We start from the raw sequence: 18419 nt of genomic DNA, 5'->3' as shown, positions 1-18419 counted from the left end.
AGTAAAGCAGCCTACTCAGGACAATCTAGTACTCAACAGTCGTAATAGATTGCTTGCCTAAGTTGCTTCAGTTAAAAGGAGAGATGATCGACAATGACGAATTTAACAAGTCAAAATTGGCAAGTAAAAGATGAACAGTATGTTTGGCACTCGATGAAACCCTACAATCCCAATGCAACTATGATTGTCCAAAAATCAAAGGGTGCTTGGATTACGGACACAACAGGCAAGCGATACCTAGACGCGATGTCTGGATTATGGTGTGTCAATGTTGGCTATGGACGAGAGGAAATCGCCAAGGTTGCTTACGAGCAATTACTTGAGAATACCTATACACCATTATCTGTCGGTCACATCCCTGCCGTCCAATTAAGCGAAAAAATTAGCGAGCTTTTAGGGGATGATTATGTCGTATTTTTTTCCAATAGTGGCTCCGAAGCAAATGAGGCTGCATTTAAGATTGCCCGTCAATATCACCAACAACAAGGCAATGTAAATCGCACAAAATTTATATCTCGCTATCGTGCCTATCATGGTAGCTCAATGGGCGCATTAGCCGCAACGGGACAAGCACAGCGTAAATACAAATACGAACCATTGGCACCTGGGTTCATCCATGTCACACCGCCGGATACCTATCGTGCCAATGAAGATCATATTGAAGATCCTGTGGCTCTGCCATCTGTACAGGCCATCGATCATGTAATGACCTGGGAAATGTCCGATACCATTGCAGCGGTTATTATGGAACCAATTATTACTGGTGGCGGTGTGATTATGCCACATGAAAATTACTTACAAGGAGTTAAAACTGTATGTGAAAAACATGGGGCTCTTCTAATCGTTGATGAAGTAATTTGTGGCTTTGGTCGTACAGGCAAAGCATTTGGTTTCCAAAACTATGGCATACAGCCCGATATTGTCACAATGGCAAAAGGTTTAACGAGTGCCTATATGCCACTCTCTGCAACAGCTGTGCGCCGAGAAATTTACGAGGCATTTGCGGGTAGCGAAGAATATGATTTCTTCCGCCACGTCAACACATTTGGTGGTTCGCCAGCAGCCTGTGCGGTTGCCTTAAAAAATATCGAAATTATGGAGCGGGAAAATTTATTTGCTCGCTCTGAAGAGCTCGGTACTGTGCTACTCTCTGAATTGCAAGAGCACTTAAAAAATCACCCAAATGTTGGTGATATTCGTGGAAAAGGTCTACTTATTGGCGTAGAGCTTGTAAGCGACAAAAACACTAAGGCCCCACTCGACATAGCTGAGGTTAATAAAGTGATTGGCTTATGTAAAGACCAAGGATTACTTATCGGAAAAAATGGCGTTACCGTAGCCGGTTTTAATAATATTTTGACACTGTCGCCACCGCTGATCATCAAATTGGATGAGAAAGATTTCATTATAGAAAAATTCACAAATGCCTTAAAAGCCCTTCAACAACAGTCCTAATATTTTTGAAAATAGTAGAAATAAGGAGGAATAAATTTATGGTAACGAATACAGAAGTAAAAGAATTGGGTCATTTTATTAATGGCAAGGTCGTTCCAGGAAAGAGTGGCAAATTCTCAGATGTCTTTAATCCAAGTGCAGGCTCCGTCATTGCCCGTGTACCACTTGCTACAAAACAAGAGGTACAGCTTGCCATCGAAACGGCGAAAAAAGCATTTCCAGCTTGGCGTGCACTGTCTGTTGGCAAACGAGCTGAAATTGTCTTGAAATTCCGTCAACTACTTACCGAACGTATGGATGAATTGATTGAACTGATATGTACAGAAAGTGGTAAAACCAAGGAGGATGCTAAGGGCGAAATCACACGAGGCTTAGAATCTGTGGACTTGGCAATCAATGCCCCACATCTATTAAAAGGAGAATATTCGGTAAACGTTGGCGGCCATATCAATGCTTACTCTACGAAAGTACCACTTGGCGTTGTAGCAGCGATTTCGCCATTCAACTTCCCTGTTATGGTGCCACTTGCTATTACAAGTATGGCGGTTGCGGTCGGAAATGCTGTTATTTTAAAACCATCTGAACGCGTTCCTTGTTCCGCTCTATTTTTATCAGAACTTTGGCAAGAAGCTGGTTTACCAGATGGCATTTGGACTGTGATTAATGGCGATAAAGACACAGTCAATGAGCTGTTAACAAACCCTTCCATTGAAGCGATTTCGTTTGTCGGCTCAACACCAGTGGCAGACCATATCTATGCAACTGGTTCAAAGTACGGCAAACGGGTCACGGCATTAGGTGGTGGTAAAAACAATATGATTGTGATGCCTGACGCTGATTTAGAACAAGCAGCAAACGCATTTTTAGGCGCAGCCTATGGAGCAGCTTCTCAACGTTGTATGGCTATTTCAACGGTTATACCGGTTGGCGAAGACACAGCGAACCAGCTTGTGAAAATATTAGCCACTAAAATCGCCAAATTAAAAGTCGGACCCTACACAGATGCCGAGGTTGATTTTGGACCAGTTATCACACAACAATCTAAGGACGCCATTATTGGTTTTATCGACCGTAGCCTAGACGAAGGGGCTACATTAGTTTGCGATGGTCGACATCCAGAGATCGCGGAAAATTCAAAAGGTTTCTATTTAGGGCCTACCTTATTAGACAACGTGAAACCAGGTATGGAAATTTACGAACAAGAGGTCTTTGGTCCAGCTCGCAATGTGGTGCGTGTAGAAACATTAGAAGAAGCCATTCAATTAATCAACGAACATGAATTAGGAAATGGTGTCACGATTTTCACGAATAACGGTGCTGCAGCACGTAAATTCACAACCGAAATCGAGGTCGGGATGGTCGGTGTAAATGTGCCGATTCCGATTCCAGTCGGTTATCATAACTTTGGTGGTTGGAAGCGTTCAAAATTTGGCGAAGGCCATATGTTTGGTCCTGACCAAGTCCGCTTCTTCACGAAAACCAAAACAATCTCAGAGAAATGGTTTGAAGAACATAGTACCTCCACATCCTCATTTGCTTTTCCAAGTAATCAAGACTAAGCACACAATACACTAACAAGCATTAAAGCCGTCTCAGTTACGCGAGACGGCTACTTTTGTATAAAGTAAAACGGATGAACTTAGAGCACTGTCGAAATGGCGGATAGAGCCGCCGAAGATTGGGGCTTCTATTTAGCTCAATTATTTCTTCTTAGAAGCACCATTTTTTTTCTCCGTTTTTGGCACATCCGTGAAATCCGCTTCTTCTCCAGCTTCCATGCTGTAATTTGGATTACTGTAATTACGCGTATTTGTATCTGTAATCACGTCATCCTCTTCATCTAATCGTTTCATAAGAATCGGTATAGAGATCAGTCCGGCTATCCCAACAAGAGCATAAATCCATCTCGACAATACCGCAGTTTGCCCACCAAATAAATAAGCGACTAAATCAAATCTGAAAAATCCGATAAGTCCCCAGTTTATCGCACCTATAATTACTAAAACTAAGGCAATCCTATATAAAACGCCCATCGTGTAACACCTCCTTCATCTTTTTAAATACGTCGCTCATGAAAAGCCACGCCGCCCTTACTCGCAACAAAGTAAGATTAAAACACGTCAGTTCAAGTAAGTCATTTTCAACGCTTGTCATCCTTACAGCTCATAAAGACCTGAATTATTGACAAACATCACAAAAGAACACTTGTTATGACGCATTCGTATTTTTTGCAGTAACCGTTTTTTTATACGAGTCCAATCGGCGATAAAATATGAACGGCACATGCATACGGAGCAAGGAAATATGCCAAAAAGACTGACCATCATGACGGTATTAAAAAGTAAGCGCCAAAAATACACAACTATTCCCAGTGTGTATTATTTGGCGCTAATGTAGAAATATCGAATTAACAACAATAACTGTATTTTAACGGTCTTTTTTAAAGAGTATCAAACGTCTGAAAGATTTTTTCCAGGACATTACTAGCCGTAATATCTGCTAAGACTAGTTTTTTACTTTTTACGGATTTTATGCCCCAATAATCTTTGTCGGCTATCGCTTTGTTTCACTGTCGCCGTTAATCATGTTCGTCTATTGTAATATTCATGACGTCCTTATTACGGATTGGATAATAAAATCTCCAGTGATGAGTTGGAGAGCACCCTTCCGACCAGGCTTCTATGTCCTCATAATCAAATTTCGATAAATGAATACACGGTAAATGCTGACATTGTTCTAACGATAAATCCTTATTATATAATTCGATTTCCATCACTTAGATTGGACTGTTATACCAACCATTATCAAAGGACTCATGTTCCTGGTGTTGAAATAAATTGATATACCAACCTGAATAAGCATTATCTGATTTATAACGTAAAAACTTGTTAACGACACTTACATAGTTTGTTTTTTCTGCTGCAATTATTCGACAATATTCATTAATTTATGGATGTTTTCATATGTACGGTGGACGACATGGAACGCATTATTATATTACTATTTAAATTCATAATACGCCTCCTTAATTGGGATACTATATTGAAAACTAAAATCTGTTTTACTTTGTTGTGTGAACACAAAAGGCTGGCATACATCAATTTCTTGCGCATCAGAAATCATCATATTCTTAAAGTCATCAAATCCTTTTTTTACAAGCAATTGAATCATATCCTGCACAATAATTTGTTAGTATGCCATAAATCTCTGCCTGCATTCGGTAATCCTCCATCTTTCTTAGTCCGTACCTTTTAACGCAAATTAGTGCCTTTATGTGGAGGATATTTGCCCATCATTTTAGTTCATGGCTAAAGTTAGCTTTTTCATGTTGAAGCAGCCACTCTTTTCGCCACAAACCACCTTCATAGCCGGTTAATGTACCATTTGAACCGATAATTCGATGACAAGGGATGACGATACTTAATTGATTTTTACCGTTGGCACTTCCTACGGCTCTGACTGCTTTGTCTTTTCCAATGGCTATTGCAATCTGTTTATAAGTCCCTGTTTCAGCGTAAGCAATAGTTGTTAACGCATGCCAAACCGCTTTTTGAAAGTCGGTGCCCTCAAAATTATAAGGAATAGCAAATGAAAAGCGCTCACCCTGAAAATATTCATGAAGCTGCTCCATACAATCCACTAGCACTTGGGGAGTATCAACTTGCTTAACATGCACAATTTTGTCTTGTGCTGAAAACATAATGGAACGAATGCCTTCAGCTGAACCAACTATTTCTACTATTCCAATCGGGGATTCGTAATCTAATTTGTATCGTTTAGTCATATAAGGACCTCCATAAATAAAAGGTAGCATATGCTTGCCAACCCTTCCACTGTGTTGCAATTTGTGTAATTTCCGCTATTGTTGGTTTATGCTCAAGGCCTAATTGAATTTTTACCGCATTATGTAGACCCACATCCGCCATCGGTAAAGCAGTTGGACACCGCAAGGATTTCATCATGACATAATCTGCGGTCCATGCACCAACACCTCTAATAGACATTAATGCTTTTTTGATGTCTTGATCGTTTTCTTTCTGAAGTAATTTTTCTGTTGTTAAGGCACCACCAGCCATGAGTTTTGCAATATCAATGATGTATTCACACTTTCTTACAGTAAATTGTAAGTCCCTTAATGTAGCGACCGAAATGGTCGCTACTTTTTCACATGAAGGAAACAGCCAATACGTCTCGCCTTCAAAAGTTAAACTCTCACCAAAATGTTCCACCAATCTCTTTTTTAATGTATAGGCAAATGTTAAGTTTTACCAGCTGAGGGATTGCCAATTCAAGCTATGATTTTATACCACATTTCATCAAAAGTAAGATTGAAGTTTTTTGCAGCACTATTACTTACAATTTTATCAAATGATACTACGTTAAATACACCAAGTTTCGGATCGTCATACGACCCTATTTTTGTACTACTGGAGCTGGGTAGTCAAAACCCTTCGTATCCACTTCGACCTTTTTCATTTGCTGATCTTCTAACGGCTTATTTGCACTATCTCGGTCAGCAGCAACAATAGCATCAACTGTTTCCATTCCCTCGATTACTTTCCCAAAAGAAGCATATTTACCGTCAAGTTGTGGTGATTCTTCTACCATTATAAAAAATTGAGAACCTGCAGTATTCAGATCCTCCATCCGCGCCATTGAAATCACACCGCGTTCGTGTTTTAGATTATTTTCAAAACCATTTGAAGAAAATTCACCTTCAATGGTATAGCCTGGTCCACCTGTCCCATTGCCTGAAGGATCTCCACCTTGAATCATAAAACCAGGGATAACTCGATGGAAAATCAGACCATCATAGTACCCTTCTTCAACTAAAGAAATAAAATTAGCAACCGAATTGGGAGCTGTAGAAGGCTCTAATTCAATGACAATTTTTTCATCATTGCTCATGGTAATCGTCACAATCGGATTTTCTTTCACAGCTGATGAATAATCTGTTTTTTCGCCTGATTCCTTCGCTGTGTTCTCTTTTTCTGCCGATGTTCCACAACCCGTTAATACAAAAGCGACTGCCATCAGACTAAAGACAAAACTAAATAGTTTATTTCGCATGGACATATTCTTGTCAACTCCTCTATATAATCAGTTACAAATATTTACCTAAAAGACAAATGTGCATTCTATGAAAATATAACACTACATTATATGTGTACTCATGTTGAACACGAAAGTTTGGCAAAAATCCCCTAGGTGTTAATTTAGGGGGATTTTCATTTATTTTTGCCAATTGCTTAATTCCTTCAGCAACTCTGGTAACTGCAATTTCTTGACATCAATTGGTGGCAAGGCCTTAATAAATTCCTTACCGTATGACTTTGTGCTAATGCGGCGATCCAAGACAATAAATGCTCCTTTATCTTGAGACGAACGAATCAAGCGACCAAAGCCTTGCTTAAAGCGCATGATGGCTTCTGGTAATGATAGTTCATTGAAAGAGTTGTGCCCTTGTGCTACGAGATGTTTTGCTCGTGCTTTAAAGACGGGTTCTTCTGGTGACGAGAATGGTAGGCGCACGACAATAACAGAGGCAAGTGCGTCGCCTGGTACGTCTACACCTTCCCAGAAGCTATTTGTCCCAAATAGCACGGCATGACTAAATTTTTGGAATGATTTTAGGATACGCATACGACTCCCACCCGTGACTCCTTGTGCAAAGAGCATATAGTCGTCGAGTAGTTCACTGTCTTGGATGAGCTCAACCGTTTTTCGCAGCATGTCCTGCGCTGTAAATAGCACGAAACAGCGCCCTTCTGTCATACGCACCGTGCGTGTGATGGCATGTGCCACCGCTTCAATATATTCATCCTGTGTAACATGTTGAATATCAGGCATATCTGTCACAATATAGGCCTTGGCACCCGCATAATACGCTGATGGTGCCTGTAGCTGTACCACTTGCACACTATCGGAAATGCCTAGCTGACGTGTAACAAAGCGTTCATTCCCTGGCACAGTTAACGTACCTGAGGTCCACACGATACTTGCTTGTCGTCGAAGTGGTGCAAGTACTTTTTCAATAATAGGTGTCACATTAATGGGCTTTTTATAGACGCATAGACTGCCTGGTACACTGCGTAAATCAAACTCAAGCCATACAGAATTATCCTCCTGTGGAGACAGGAAAATTTCTTCCCATTCAACGATTTTCAGCTTCATTTCGCGAATCCAATAATGCCACTCTGATAGAATGAAAATTTCATTGTTGTCGAGCTGTTCGATATCGTTGTCAAAAGCTTGACCCGCTTCCGTTGCTAGATCTAGCCACTGCTGTAGAAGCTTGCTCACGTGCAAAAGCGGCTCTTTCGCTAAAGCGACATCCTCTAAAAACAATGTACACTTGCTGCCTATTTGCTTGCCCTTTACTTGTTGCTGCATTCTTTGTACCGCACGAGAAATGGTTTCATCAAAGACGCGCTGTAGGCGGATAAATTGTTTATCGAGTTGCTGTAAGTTCTGCATAGGCACACGTTGTTTCTTCTTGGCAGCTTGACTAAACTGCTGAAAGAGCGCTGTGTCCTCCATTGTGCCAATTTGTCCAAACACGTATTTCCACTGTGTATAGGATAAAACTGTTTCATCTTGTTGCATAGCAGATTGAATAAATTGATGGGCCTCATCGATAATCCAGCCATCAATTTGTGTAAAAATAGGCGTTTGACGCACTAAATCACTGAGTACCATTGAATGATTGGTCACAATACAATCCGCTGTCTCACTATTTTTTAACGCCTGTTCATAGAAATCGAAGCCCTTTGATGGTTTTTCATCAGGCATTTTCCGAATTTTTTCTAAAAATAGCTGTCCTCCACCTGAAACATTGAGCTCACTTAATACACCGGTTTCAGTTTTCGTAAGCCACACAAGTAGCTGTAAAATGGTAAAAGTATCATCATAGGATTCGTCCGCATAAGCCATGTACTGCTCAAAGCGTGTGAGGTCGATATAATGTTGCATGCCTTTGAGTACAGCAATATTCACCTTTGTGCCGAGGATTCTTTCGATTTTCGGTAGCTCCTCTTCAACAAGTTGTTCCTGTAAGTGTGCTGTATACGTACTGATGGCAATTTTTTTATCATGTGTACGGGCATATAAAATGGCAGGTAACAAATATCCGACCGTTTTGCCGATGCCTGTCGATGCCTCAATGACACATTCTTCTTTATCGTTAAGTGCCTGCCAAATTGTGTCCATCATCGTAAATTGTGCTGGGCGTTGCTCAAAATTCGGCATAGTCTTCGCCATAATGTTTTCTTTGTCCGTTGCTGTTTGTGGGTAAGATGGTAGCTCCAACTTGTTGGTATGTGTTTTTCGTCCATCACAAATAGCAAAATTGCGGTAATAGGATACATTATCATGATTTGCGAGGTGTTGGCGTTTAATTTGCAGTGCCTCAAAGAACAACTGTGCTAAATTTGATTTTAAGCGGAACGAACGCTTATGCATTTGTTCGAGTGTTAGTTGAGGTAGGCTGAGGAGCTCGTTCCAACATTGTTTGAAAAGTTCAGCTGTCGCACGAGCATCATCGTCCGCCCGATGTGCATTGGCTAACTCGATATTTAAATCTGCTGCTAAATCACCGAGCTTAAAGCTTAATGACATAGGGAAGACAATTTTTGCTAGTTCAACCGTATCCATCTTCTTGCCATGCCATTTTGGTAAACCCGCTCGTTTAAATTCTGCTTGTAAAAAGGATAAGTCAAAATCCGTATTATGCGCGACAAACACACAATCGGTAATTAGTTCATATATGTAGTCCGCATGCGCTTCAAACGGCAAGGCATCCTTTACATCCTCATCCGTAATTTGCGTTAAATCTTGAATAAAGGACGGAATGGCTTTTCCTGGATGAATAAACTTCGTATACGTACGCTCAATTTTCCAATCCTTCATAATCACAATGGCAATTTGAATCATTCGGTCACCATTTGCTGGCGAATGACCAGTTGTCTCCAAATCTACAATTGCATACTTTTGACTTTCCATCATACATCTCAACTCACAGTTCACATTTGATAGATGAATTTTATCATAAAACCATGTATCGGGTCATGCTTCTGTCGTTTTCATTTGCTTCGGCTGAGTGGATAGAGCGTTTAGTCAGAAAAGTTGGGCGGTTTTCATACAAAACTGGGCTACTTTAATTCTTCCTGTTGAGCTGTTTAATCCTTTTATTCACTTCTCCCCCTGTGAAATTAATGGTTTCAATTTGTTTTATTGATAGAATGAAGCGCTTGAAGCATTTTCTATACAGAAAAGGACAGGGTTGTCGCAAAAGTTTTTCGTTCCTTCCAAACGGAATTGGAAAACAGTAATGTATTGCAATGTATATAACGAAGCATCTAGCCCATCGTTTACAAACGGGATAGTCAAAATTATAAAAAAATGAAAGATGGAAAGACAATTCAATTTCTCACCATCTCTTTAAATTTGTGAATTATTTCTATGATGGTGATTTCAAACTCGAAAATTACTGAACGAAAAAGACAGCAAAACGCTGTCTTTGTAAGAAGATACTATTCACGATGTTTTCGATACGAATATTGATCTAGTTATTGAAGTAACTCAACCTTTATCTTTAATTTTATATCTATAGGAGGCTCTTCCTCTTCTACAACAGCATATATGACATAATTTCCTTTGGGTAATCCGTCAAATACTTGTTCAAAACTTTCTTTCCTTTTTAAGACACCATTTGCTACATATGTTTCTGTATCTACATTTCGAATTTTGTATAAAAAGCTTTCAGTACCAGTATTTAATAAGGATATTTTAAAGGGCACACGACCCGCATAAGTAAAATAAGATATATTTTCACCTATAGGTGATATTATCTCTGCATCAATCTCAAGAGGATGAAAGCCTTCCAGTGTTTCTTCGTTTTCCTCCTTATGAGTAGTATCTAAGACAACAGGTTCATTTTTTATAACTTCTGACGCTACTTTTGTAGATGGTTCTTCTGTTTTTGATGAAAATGCATTACACCCTGATAGGAGTACAATCAAAGTACATATACAAGCTAATTTATAAATTTTCATATTTCCCCCTACTTAAATTAGTAAATATTTGTAATTATACCACGAAGCATAAATAGTTCTAAATTATAAATAGAAGAAGAACAGGCGCCCTTTGTCATTTCCTCCTACTTTGTGGTTCAGCAAAGTTATCTATTAAGAAATTTAGATCAAAATATTATATTCAGATATTTCTCAAAAATAAATTAATTTTCATCGGATTTTGTCGGATTTCGTAAGTCCTTCGTATTATAAATGGCAGACATGTCTGATAAATTTAATATTCGGAGGTACGAGGTTTGAAAAAGAAATTTAAAATCAGTTTAGCCACTCAAATCTTAGTTGGTTTGATTTTAGGTATTATCGTTGGCGGCATCTTTTATGGAAACCCCAAAATTGAAACATATTTACAACCACTAGGGGATATTTTTCTTCATCTAATTAAGATGATTGTGGTACCGATTATTATTTCGACATTAATCGTAGGTGTTGCTGGAACTGGCGACATGAAACAGCTAGGACGATTAGGCGGAAAATCAATTATTTACTTTGAAATTATTACAACGGTCGCAATTGTGGTCGGTTTACTTTCGGCGAATCTTTTCCAGCCAGGTGCTGGTGTGAATATGAACGAGCTTTCTCAAGGCGATATTTCGAAATACGTTTCGACAACAGAGGCAGTACAACATGAAGGTCCGTTCGAGATTATTGTAGGTATTGTACCAACAAATATTATCCAATCTATGGCTGAAGGCGATATGCTTGCGATCATCTTTTTCTCTGTTATTTTTGGTTTAGGGGTTGCTGCCATTGGTGAACGAGGTAAACCAGTGTTAGACTTCTTCCAAGGGGTCGCTGATGCTATGTTCTGGGTAACGAACCTTGTTATGAAATTCGCGCCACTAGGGGTATTTGGTTTAATCGGTGTAACCGTTTCCAAATATGGATTCGCTTCATTAATACCGCTTGCGAAACTCGCTATTCTTGTATATGCAACCATGCTATTCTTTATCTTTGTCATTCTAGCGCTTGTGGCAAAATTCGCAGGAGTCAGCATCTTCTTCTTAATTAAAGTATTAAAAGATGAGCTGATTTTAGCGTTCTCAACAGCAAGTTCTGAGGCTGTATTACCTCGGATTATGTTAAAAATGGAGAAATTAGGTGCTCCAAAGGATATCGTATCCTTTGTTATTCCAACTGGTTACTCCTTTAACTTAGATGGTTCCACACTGTACCAAGCGATTGCTGCCTTATTTATTGCTCAAATGTACGGCATTCACCTAAGCATTGGTGAACAAATTACGTTAATGCTTGTATTAATGGTTACATCTAAAGGGATTGCAGGTGTCCCAGGCGTATCATTCGTTGTCCTTTTAGCAACGTTAGGTACTGTCGGCATTCCACTTGAAGGCTTAGCATTTATTGCGGGTATTGACCGTATTCTTGATATGGGACGTACAGTCGTTAACGTAATTGGTAACTCTCTTGCGTCATTAGTAATGGCGAAATGGGAAGGCCGTTTCGATACAGATAAAATGAAAAATTACTTTAAAGATAATGAAAACTTAGCATAAAAATCAGCACATTATAGGGCATCGCACTGCCTAAAAATGAGACAAATAAAAACACCTTACGTTGAAATTGAATACCAGATCAGCGTAAGGTGTTTATTCTATGTTTTATTCATTTCTAACTCAAAGAATGAAGTACTTTTTGTATAGCTCAAGTTTGGATGGACGTTACAAGTACCGCTCATGACGAATACCTAATTAATCGTACCTGTTGGGTATAATGTTGTTCCCCCAATTGAAACTTTTATTTCATTAGATAATGGAACATTGTATTCATCAATAATTGTTCTCCACCAATCCCATGCAAGACCTGTACATTCTCTTGCATAAATTCTTATATTTTTCGAATTAGGCGGAAGTGGTATTACTGTAGAGAAATGAGCTGTTTTGTCTTTCCAGTTTCCTTCCCAAGTTTTATGGGTTAGTACTTCTACCCCGTTTTCATCATATGAAAATTCATCCCAGGCTACTTCAAATTGCGCAACATATGCGCCATAATGATCAAGGATGATGCTACCTTTCGAATATTCTGTAGTTGTCGTCTCGATATAATCTGTACTGTTATGAACAGCAGCAATTGAATTATCCTTTAAGAAAACACTACTATATGAAATTGGGTATGCTGGATTTTTAAGACTAAATTCTGCATTATCTTTAATTATTTTTCTAATATCATTAAAGTCTTTTGAGACAACCTGATTATGTGCTTGTGAATCTCCGCCTAATACTACAGCAGTAAAGGAACTTTCTTCAAAAATATCTTTGTACTGTGCACTAGACTCTACATTGGTATTGACATCATTTAGTAAGGCTTTAAAAGCTGCTTGTACATCCTTACTCTTAGAGCTTGTTTCTAATTTCACATAAATGGTTCTGCCATAAGCTACATTTGACACCATAACTGGAGGAGCTTCATTACTTACCCCTTTACGGGTTAACTCTTCAAAAAGAACACTATCATCAAAAAGGTCTGATGGATTGTTCGGTAGTTCTGCACTTACGGTATAAAATATTTGTTTATATGCCGCAACCATCACTTTTTTCTCTCCATTTTCAATCGCATTAAAATCAATTCCCAGTGAATTGTCAAGAACTTTGGCGTTAACATTCAGAGTGCTTGCTATTTGAGATTTACTATAAACCATAGATTCTGAATATTGTAGTCTTGCAGGTAAAGTATGGCTTGTTGAATATTTTTCACTCCAAGTAGATATTAACTCATCTACTGCCCCAGACACATTACCATATGTTGGATTATCCACAGTCAGAGTATTTTCTCTTTTCATGCCAGGTAAATCTATGCTAATATTTAGCGGTTTTCTTTTAGCCACCAATAAACTAGGTTGATTGTCTGCAAAAGCTTTGTTTGCCAGTTGTAATGCTCCTGGATAGGCACGATTCGCAATAGAATCGATAATAGAAATATCCACCGGTGAAGTTGTAAGTGATCTTTTGTTACGTTCAACCACTATAAATTTATTATTTGAGTTTATTCCTTCTTTTGGAACAAAACTATCAATTTTATCACCATTCACTGCTAAAACTTCGCTACTATTGTAGTTCAAGTTTGCTATACCAGTATCAATGTCATTAGATTTGCTTGTTTCACTAGGCAAATTAGTATCAAGTGGTTCAGCAAAGGAAATAATCGGATAAGTTATAATGCATAAACTAACAGATAAACATACTAGAAATTTTATTACTTTAAAATAATTTGGATTCCTCAAAAAAACCACTCCTTTTTTAGGAAATTATACCATAGAAATATCCGGTTTAAATATAGCAGTTTAGTTGCATATTTGATTCGCTATAGAGCAATTCATTAGTAAATATGACACATTAGACCATACTCCCCTACCAACACTTACAGTGTACTTTTGTTGAACTATTGTGCCCCGATTAGTTGAATTACAAGAAAAACGGTGTCCTAGCAGCCCTTTTCTTAAATGAAAAAACATTTATAAGGAAATAATGAACAAGGAACCCCATAAAAGACACTGACTAAACTGCTACTTTAACAATTTACAGAAATTCTGTTAAATCCTATTTTTTGTACAAATAAACAGGTAAATGAAGGGCTACAAACAAAAATAAATGCTGTTTCCAAGGGGAAACTAATAGTTTACACCCTCGCAACTATACGGTTCTTTATTTTTTTAGTGCAAATAAATATACTGTGGATAGGAGTTGATCAAATGTATTTTTCTTCAAAAATAAAGGAAGAACGTCAAAAGCATAATATGTCACAACAACAGCTTGGAGAAAAACTTAATATTAGTAGACAATCTATTTCCAAATGGGAACGTGGAGAAAGTTATCCTAGTATTGAATTGTTAATTAAGTTAAGTGACATATTTGATATTACTCTTGATGAATTAGTAAATGAGGATAATTCTTTGAAAGAGAAACTCATAAAAGATAGCCAAAAATTAGTCTATCCAAGGTGGAAATTGTTTTTTGATATTCTTCTAATAATTGGATTTTTAATCATACTAGCTAAGATATTCATTGTAATAGGTAATAAGTTATTTGATTTAAATATTGTGTTCTTACAAGATTCACTGTTATTTCAAATTGGACCGTTTTTTATGACTATCATTGGAGCAATTGGTAGCGAATCTCTAGCCAAAAAATACAAATAATCATTTTGGATTTAGAGTTATACACTAATTATATCGGAAAGTCCCTTCAAACTATCTGAAGGGACTTTTTTCAGTATATATCTTCTTAACAAAACTGCGTCATTAGCACAAGAAGCGACTTGTCTTATTGAACAATCGCGTCCGATAACAAAGGAGTCTAAAACAATAACTTGTATTTAAACTAACGAGTTAGTTTAAATACAAGTTTTCACAAACCTCATTGACCGATGTCTTGTTATTCAATAAGCATTGTCATTTTTCTACTATCGTTCCATCCAAAAATCTAGAGTGGCTTTTTGATTTAACTTCCAAACTTTTCAATCTGACGATGTATCGTTTTTACTTTAAGAATAGCCTGCCGCTCGTAGTGCTATATGCCCTTTTTGTATAAAATTTTGTAATTTTTCACTAACTCCATCTACATAACTGCTATCGGGGACATTTTGAATGGATTGTTTGAAGGCATATTCATTATTTATGAGTAAGAAAGCAAAGTGAAATAACGACACTTTATATTATTTCTCTCATATAATCTCTCAATGGTTCTTGTAATTCGCTTTCGCTACAAAAGAAATCTTCAGACTTAAAGAACCAAGAGTTTTATTGTATTCAGGCAAAAGTCTATCTATCCTTTCCATTTAAAATTATTATTCACTAGCTTTCTTTTAATCTAGGTATTCATTTATTTTTCAACATTTCTAGAAATAAATTATTTTTACTCTTTTATAGGGTCAAATTACCACGTCCCCTTCATTTAAATTCATAGATTAGAAGTGTAAGGCTTAGCGCTAGCATTACAAAAAAACTTACAAAAAGGGAGATTAAATGATGCAAGACAATAGATACGTAAAACATATGAATTGGAATTATAACAAAAAGATGGATAAAGATGAAAAATTCAAATGTTGGTGTGAATGTGAAAAACACGAAGAGAAACATGATAAATGTAAGTGTGACCACAAGAAACACGAAGAGAAACATGATAAATGCAAGTGTGACCACAAGAAACACGAAGAGAAAAAATGCCATCATCGCAAACATGAAAAAGTATTTATTGATGTAGATGTAGAAGTAGAAGTAGATGTTGACGTGGAAGTTAAAAAACGTTGTAAGAAAAAAGAGAAAGATTATGGCCACAAAGACGATTACTACTATGAAGACGATTCTTACTATGAAGATGAAAAGTACTCTTATAAAGAAGAGAAATCTGACAAACACCGCTGCAAAGGTTGCGCTTGTGACTTCTTAAAACGCTTAGAACCAGGTACTTTAGTAGACGTTTTCCTATCAGGTGGAGGCAGTTTCTTAAATCTTACTTTCATCAACTTGGATCCAAAAAGTTGTTGTGCATACTTCCTTGATCTAGATTGTACAGGTGGAAGTGCTGCTGCAGCTGCAGCTACACCAGTTGTCATTGATTGCCAAAAAATTGACGCTATTAGACGCGCTGAATAATTCAAGCAGCCATTATAAAGGAATAAATATTGCATTAATTTATTACTAATAAACCTATATAATTTGCCAGGCTAACACTTCTATGTAGCCTGGCAATTTTATTATAAATTTGAATCGCCGTGAACTAATGGTATTCTATATTAACTTAAAAACAGGAATTTCAAACCAAATTATTAGAGGTACTGCAAGTGCAGGAATTAATATTGTTTAAAATAAATATCCCTTTCCTCTAACCAATTATAGAAAATTATAGGCACATAAATAAGAAAATGAAGAAGCCCCCCATCACAGGACTGAACCCCGAATAGTAGACACTTTAAAAAGTGACGCTATTCGGGGTTCAGTTCATTAATTGAATCCTGGGCTTTTTGTTAATAAAGATGATTTAATCAAAATCATTTTCTTCTTCAATTTTTCGAATTACACCTGTCTTTGCGTTTACTTCTACTTCATAAATCTTATTTTGAGAAGTCATAATGAATATTTCATACACTAATGTACCATTTTCCATATCCATGCCATAATGTATGATTTGACCAGGTACTCTTTGCACGGCAATCTGCATTGCTTGTTGTGGAGTAATTCTTTGACTATATGAAGGCATTACCATAAATATATCCTCCTCTTTTTGCATACATGCTCTTATATTATGCAAGACCGAAGATAACTGTTATCACTAATATTTACCACGTCTTTGCTGAATTGTACCCATTATCGTAAAGAAGCTAGTGTTGGTTGAAGTGTCATTAAAACTACCAAGTTAAATTATTTAAGAATGTAAGAATATCTTTGTTCACTTCGTTAATGTCAATGCCTATTGTCATTAAGGCGGCGACTCCTGGGGGATTAGCGTGACGCCTGAGACTACAGGCTCAGGCCACGCCCACGCAAAGCGTCCGCCATAGTGGACATCAACGTTCACAGCGAAAAAGTGCTAGATCGACAACGGAACTGACCCCAAAAGTATAGACAAATAAAAAAAGCATCTTCGATTGAATTCGGGTTTAGATACCTAAACTTCAATTAGGAGGTGTTTTTTCTATGGGAACAAGAGTGAGTTATCCATACGAAGTAAAAATGAAGGCTATTGAGATGCGATTGGCTGGTATACCAACGAAGCAGGTTTTAATTGAATTAAATATAAGGCATAAAACACAAGTGGAAACATGGATGCGTTGGTATAGAAACGGAGAAATACACCGATTTGAACAACCTGTAGGTAAACAATATACCTTTGGTAAAGGTCCTGAATATGAGAATGAACAAACAAAATTAGTAATGGAGAACCGTTATTTAAAGCAACAAATTGAGGTTTTAAAAAAGTACGCAGAGTTGGAGAGGAAGTGGTTGGAGAAGTAGCTGTACAGTTAGTAGAGACGCTAAAAGAAACGTTGTGCGTGAAGGATATATGTGCACATTTAGGAATTGCACGATCTACCTACTATCGTTGGAAACAGGCATCTGCGGATGCAAGGTCTCGTCAGGCGATTGAACGACATATTGGAGAACTCTGTCGTGCGCATAAATTCCGATATGGTTATCGGAAAATTACTGCACTCTTACGCCAAGAAATACGCGTGAATCATAAAGTCGTGCAACGTATCATGCAAAAATATGGTTGGCAGTGTCGAGTAAAAGTAAAAAAACGGAAACAAACTGGACAACCCTACTATATCGCAGATAATTTATTGAACCGTAATTTTGAGGCAACTGCACCTTTACAAAAGCTCGTTACCGATATTACTTACTTGCCATTTGGTCAGAAACAATTGTATCTTTCAAGTATTCAAGATTTATATAATGGCGAGATTATCGCCTACTCGATTGGTGATTGCCAAGATACTGATTTTGTGTTGAATACCTTATCCCAACTAGGTACTTTACCCGATGGGTGTACACTACACAGTGACCAAGGTTCGGTGTACACGTCTTATCGATATCAACAGGCCGTAAAAGGGAAAGGCATTATCATGAGCATGTCCCGTAAAGGTACGCCCGCTGACAATGCCCCAATTGAATCATTTCATTCTGCATTAAAGTCTGAAACATTTTACTTAGACAATTTAAGGCGTACTACGACGGCAATCGTAGAACAAACTGTCAAAGACTATGTAAAGTATTATAACTATATCCGAATACAAGCGAAACTAAACAACCAGTCGCCGGTACAATATCGACAACTGGTTGGGTAAATGCTTTTTTGATCTCTGTCTTATATACAGGGGTCAGTCCCAACAGTCAATCTAACACTTTTTCTCTTTTGTCCC

The 18419-nt window shown here is 37.7% G+C and carries 14 protein-coding genes and 1 pseudogene; 6 read left to right on the top strand and 9 right to left on the bottom strand.

What is annotated here, in order from left to right; genetic code table 11:
- Window positions 1–93: 93 nt before the first annotated feature.
- Together C9J31_RS08025 and C9J31_RS08020 are read left to right on the top strand one after the other, a co-directional pair.
- Window positions 94–1455 (top strand): aspartate aminotransferase family protein, encoded by a 1362-nt coding sequence (locus C9J31_RS08025; RefSeq protein WP_107951452.1) that lies wholly within the window; start codon window positions 94–96, stop codon window positions 1453–1455.
- 38 nt (window positions 1456–1493) lie between these two features.
- Window positions 1494–3014 (top strand): CoA-acylating methylmalonate-semialdehyde dehydrogenase, encoded by a 1521-nt coding sequence (locus C9J31_RS08020; RefSeq protein WP_107951453.1) that lies wholly within the window; start codon window positions 1494–1496, stop codon window positions 3012–3014.
- 141 nt (window positions 3015–3155) lie between these two features.
- On the opposite strand, the gene C9J31_RS08015 is transcribed toward C9J31_RS08020, so the two are convergent.
- The 7 genes and pseudogenes from C9J31_RS08015 to C9J31_RS07985 form a co-directional block, all read right to left on the bottom strand.
- A complete protein-coding gene (locus tag C9J31_RS08015) occupies window positions 3156–3488 on the bottom strand; it encodes a DUF378 domain-containing protein (RefSeq protein WP_107951454.1) in 333 nt (110 codons plus the stop codon).
- 967 nt (window positions 3489–4455) lie between these two features.
- Window positions 4456–4617 carry a hypothetical protein gene (locus tag C9J31_RS08010; protein WP_193767235.1) on the bottom strand — a complete coding sequence of 54 codons (162 nt, stop codon included), beginning with the start codon at window positions 4615–4617 and terminating at the stop codon, window positions 4456–4458.
- A gap of 130 nt (window positions 4618–4747) precedes the next feature.
- Window positions 4748–5239 (bottom strand): methylated-DNA--[protein]-cysteine S-methyltransferase, encoded by a 492-nt coding sequence (locus C9J31_RS08005; protein ID WP_107951455.1) that lies wholly within the window; start codon window positions 5237–5239, stop codon window positions 4748–4750.
- Window positions 5232–5720: pseudogene (locus C9J31_RS08000) on the bottom strand (DNA-3-methyladenine glycosylase family protein); the annotation flags it as partial. The gene C9J31_RS08005 and the pseudogene C9J31_RS08000, both read right to left, overlap by 8 nt.
- Window positions 5721–5868: 148 nt before the next feature.
- On the bottom strand, window positions 5869–6531 hold the full coding sequence (locus C9J31_RS07995; protein WP_107951457.1) for a peptidylprolyl isomerase: 663 nt from the start codon (window positions 6529–6531) through the stop codon (window positions 5869–5871).
- A gap of 156 nt (window positions 6532–6687) precedes the next feature.
- Window positions 6688–9459, bottom strand: coding sequence for an ATP-dependent DNA helicase DinG (dinG, locus tag C9J31_RS07990; RefSeq protein ID WP_107951458.1), 2772 nt, complete (start codon window positions 9457–9459; stop codon window positions 6688–6690).
- Window positions 9460–10022: 563 nt separating this feature from the next.
- Window positions 10023–10508: a hypothetical protein gene (locus C9J31_RS07985; protein ID WP_107951459.1), complete on the bottom strand. Its 486-nt coding sequence runs from the start codon at window positions 10506–10508 to the stop codon at window positions 10023–10025.
- Between the two features lie 275 nt (window positions 10509–10783).
- On the opposite strand from C9J31_RS07985, the gene C9J31_RS07980 reads away from it, so the two are divergent.
- Window positions 10784–12058 (top strand): cation:dicarboxylate symporter family transporter, encoded by a 1275-nt coding sequence (locus C9J31_RS07980; protein ID WP_107951460.1) that lies wholly within the window; start codon window positions 10784–10786, stop codon window positions 12056–12058.
- Window positions 12059–12249: 191 nt separating this feature from the next.
- Here C9J31_RS07980 and C9J31_RS07975 read toward each other — a convergent pair whose 3' ends face one another.
- Window positions 12250–13782 carry a thiol-activated cytolysin family protein gene (locus tag C9J31_RS07975; RefSeq protein ID WP_054768049.1) on the bottom strand — a complete coding sequence of 511 codons (1533 nt, stop codon included), beginning with the start codon at window positions 13780–13782 and terminating at the stop codon, window positions 12250–12252.
- Between the two features lie 468 nt (window positions 13783–14250).
- Between C9J31_RS07975 and C9J31_RS07970 the strand changes: the two genes are divergently transcribed.
- Window positions 14251–14697 (top strand): helix-turn-helix domain-containing protein, encoded by a 447-nt coding sequence (locus C9J31_RS07970; protein ID WP_107925132.1) that lies wholly within the window; start codon window positions 14251–14253, stop codon window positions 14695–14697.
- An 825-nt stretch (window positions 14698–15522) separates the two neighbouring features.
- Window positions 15523–16152: a hypothetical protein gene (locus tag C9J31_RS07965; protein WP_244854891.1), complete on the top strand. Its 630-nt coding sequence runs from the start codon at window positions 15523–15525 to the stop codon at window positions 16150–16152.
- Window positions 16153–16537: 385 nt separating this feature from the next.
- Here C9J31_RS07965 and C9J31_RS07960 read toward each other — a convergent pair whose 3' ends face one another.
- Window positions 16538–16762 (bottom strand): PepSY domain-containing protein, encoded by a 225-nt coding sequence (locus C9J31_RS07960; RefSeq protein ID WP_167395976.1) that lies wholly within the window; start codon window positions 16760–16762, stop codon window positions 16538–16540.
- Between the two features lie 431 nt (window positions 16763–17193).
- On the opposite strand from C9J31_RS07960, the gene C9J31_RS07955 reads away from it, so the two are divergent.
- Window positions 17194–18344 (top strand): IS3 family transposase gene (locus C9J31_RS07955; RefSeq protein WP_211634924.1). Its coding sequence is split into 2 segments (ribosomal slippage): window positions 17194–17467 and window positions 17467–18344, totalling 1152 coding nucleotides; the frame shifts between segments, so codons are not numbered across the junction.
- The last annotated feature ends 75 nt before the right edge of the window (window positions 18345–18419 follow it).

It is taken from the genome of Lysinibacillus parviboronicapiens (genome assembly GCF_003049605.2).
In the GTDB taxonomy this organism is placed as follows: domain Bacteria; phylum Bacillota; class Bacilli; order Bacillales_A; family Planococcaceae; genus Lysinibacillus; species Lysinibacillus parviboronicapiens.
The sequence above is the reverse complement of the archived record's forward strand: the minus strand, read 5'-3'. Positions and strand labels throughout refer to the sequence as shown.

Bases quoted from the DNA above. Each gene is read 5' to 3' on its own strand.
- C9J31_RS08025 (WP_107951452.1), top strand. From the start codon at position 94: ATGACGAATTTAACAAGTCAAAATTGGCAAGTAAAAGATGAACAGTAT.
- C9J31_RS08020 (WP_107951453.1), top strand. From the start codon at position 1,494: ATGGTAACGAATACAGAAGTAAAAGAATTGGGTCATTTTATTAATGGC.
- C9J31_RS08015 (WP_107951454.1), bottom strand. From the start codon at position 3,488: ATGGGCGTTTTATATAGGATTGCCTTAGTTTTAGTAATTATAGGTGCG.
- C9J31_RS08005 (WP_107951455.1), bottom strand. From the start codon at position 5,239: ATGACTAAACGATACAAATTAGATTACGAATCCCCGATTGGAATAGTA.
- C9J31_RS07995 (WP_107951457.1), bottom strand. From the start codon at position 6,531: ATGTCCATGCGAAATAAACTATTTAGTTTTGTCTTTAGTCTGATGGCA.
- dinG (WP_107951458.1), bottom strand. From the start codon at position 9,459: ATGATGGAAAGTCAAAAGTATGCAATTGTAGATTTGGAGACAACTGGT.
- C9J31_RS07985 (WP_107951459.1), bottom strand. From the start codon at position 10,508: ATGAAAATTTATAAATTAGCTTGTATATGTACTTTGATTGTACTCCTA.
- C9J31_RS07970 (WP_107925132.1), top strand. From the start codon at position 14,251: ATGTATTTTTCTTCAAAAATAAAGGAAGAACGTCAAAAGCATAATATG.
- C9J31_RS07965 (WP_244854891.1), top strand. From the start codon at position 15,523: ATGATGCAAGACAATAGATACGTAAAACATATGAATTGGAATTATAAC.
- C9J31_RS07960 (WP_167395976.1), bottom strand. From the start codon at position 16,762: ATGGTAATGCCTTCATATAGTCAAAGAATTACTCCACAACAAGCAATG.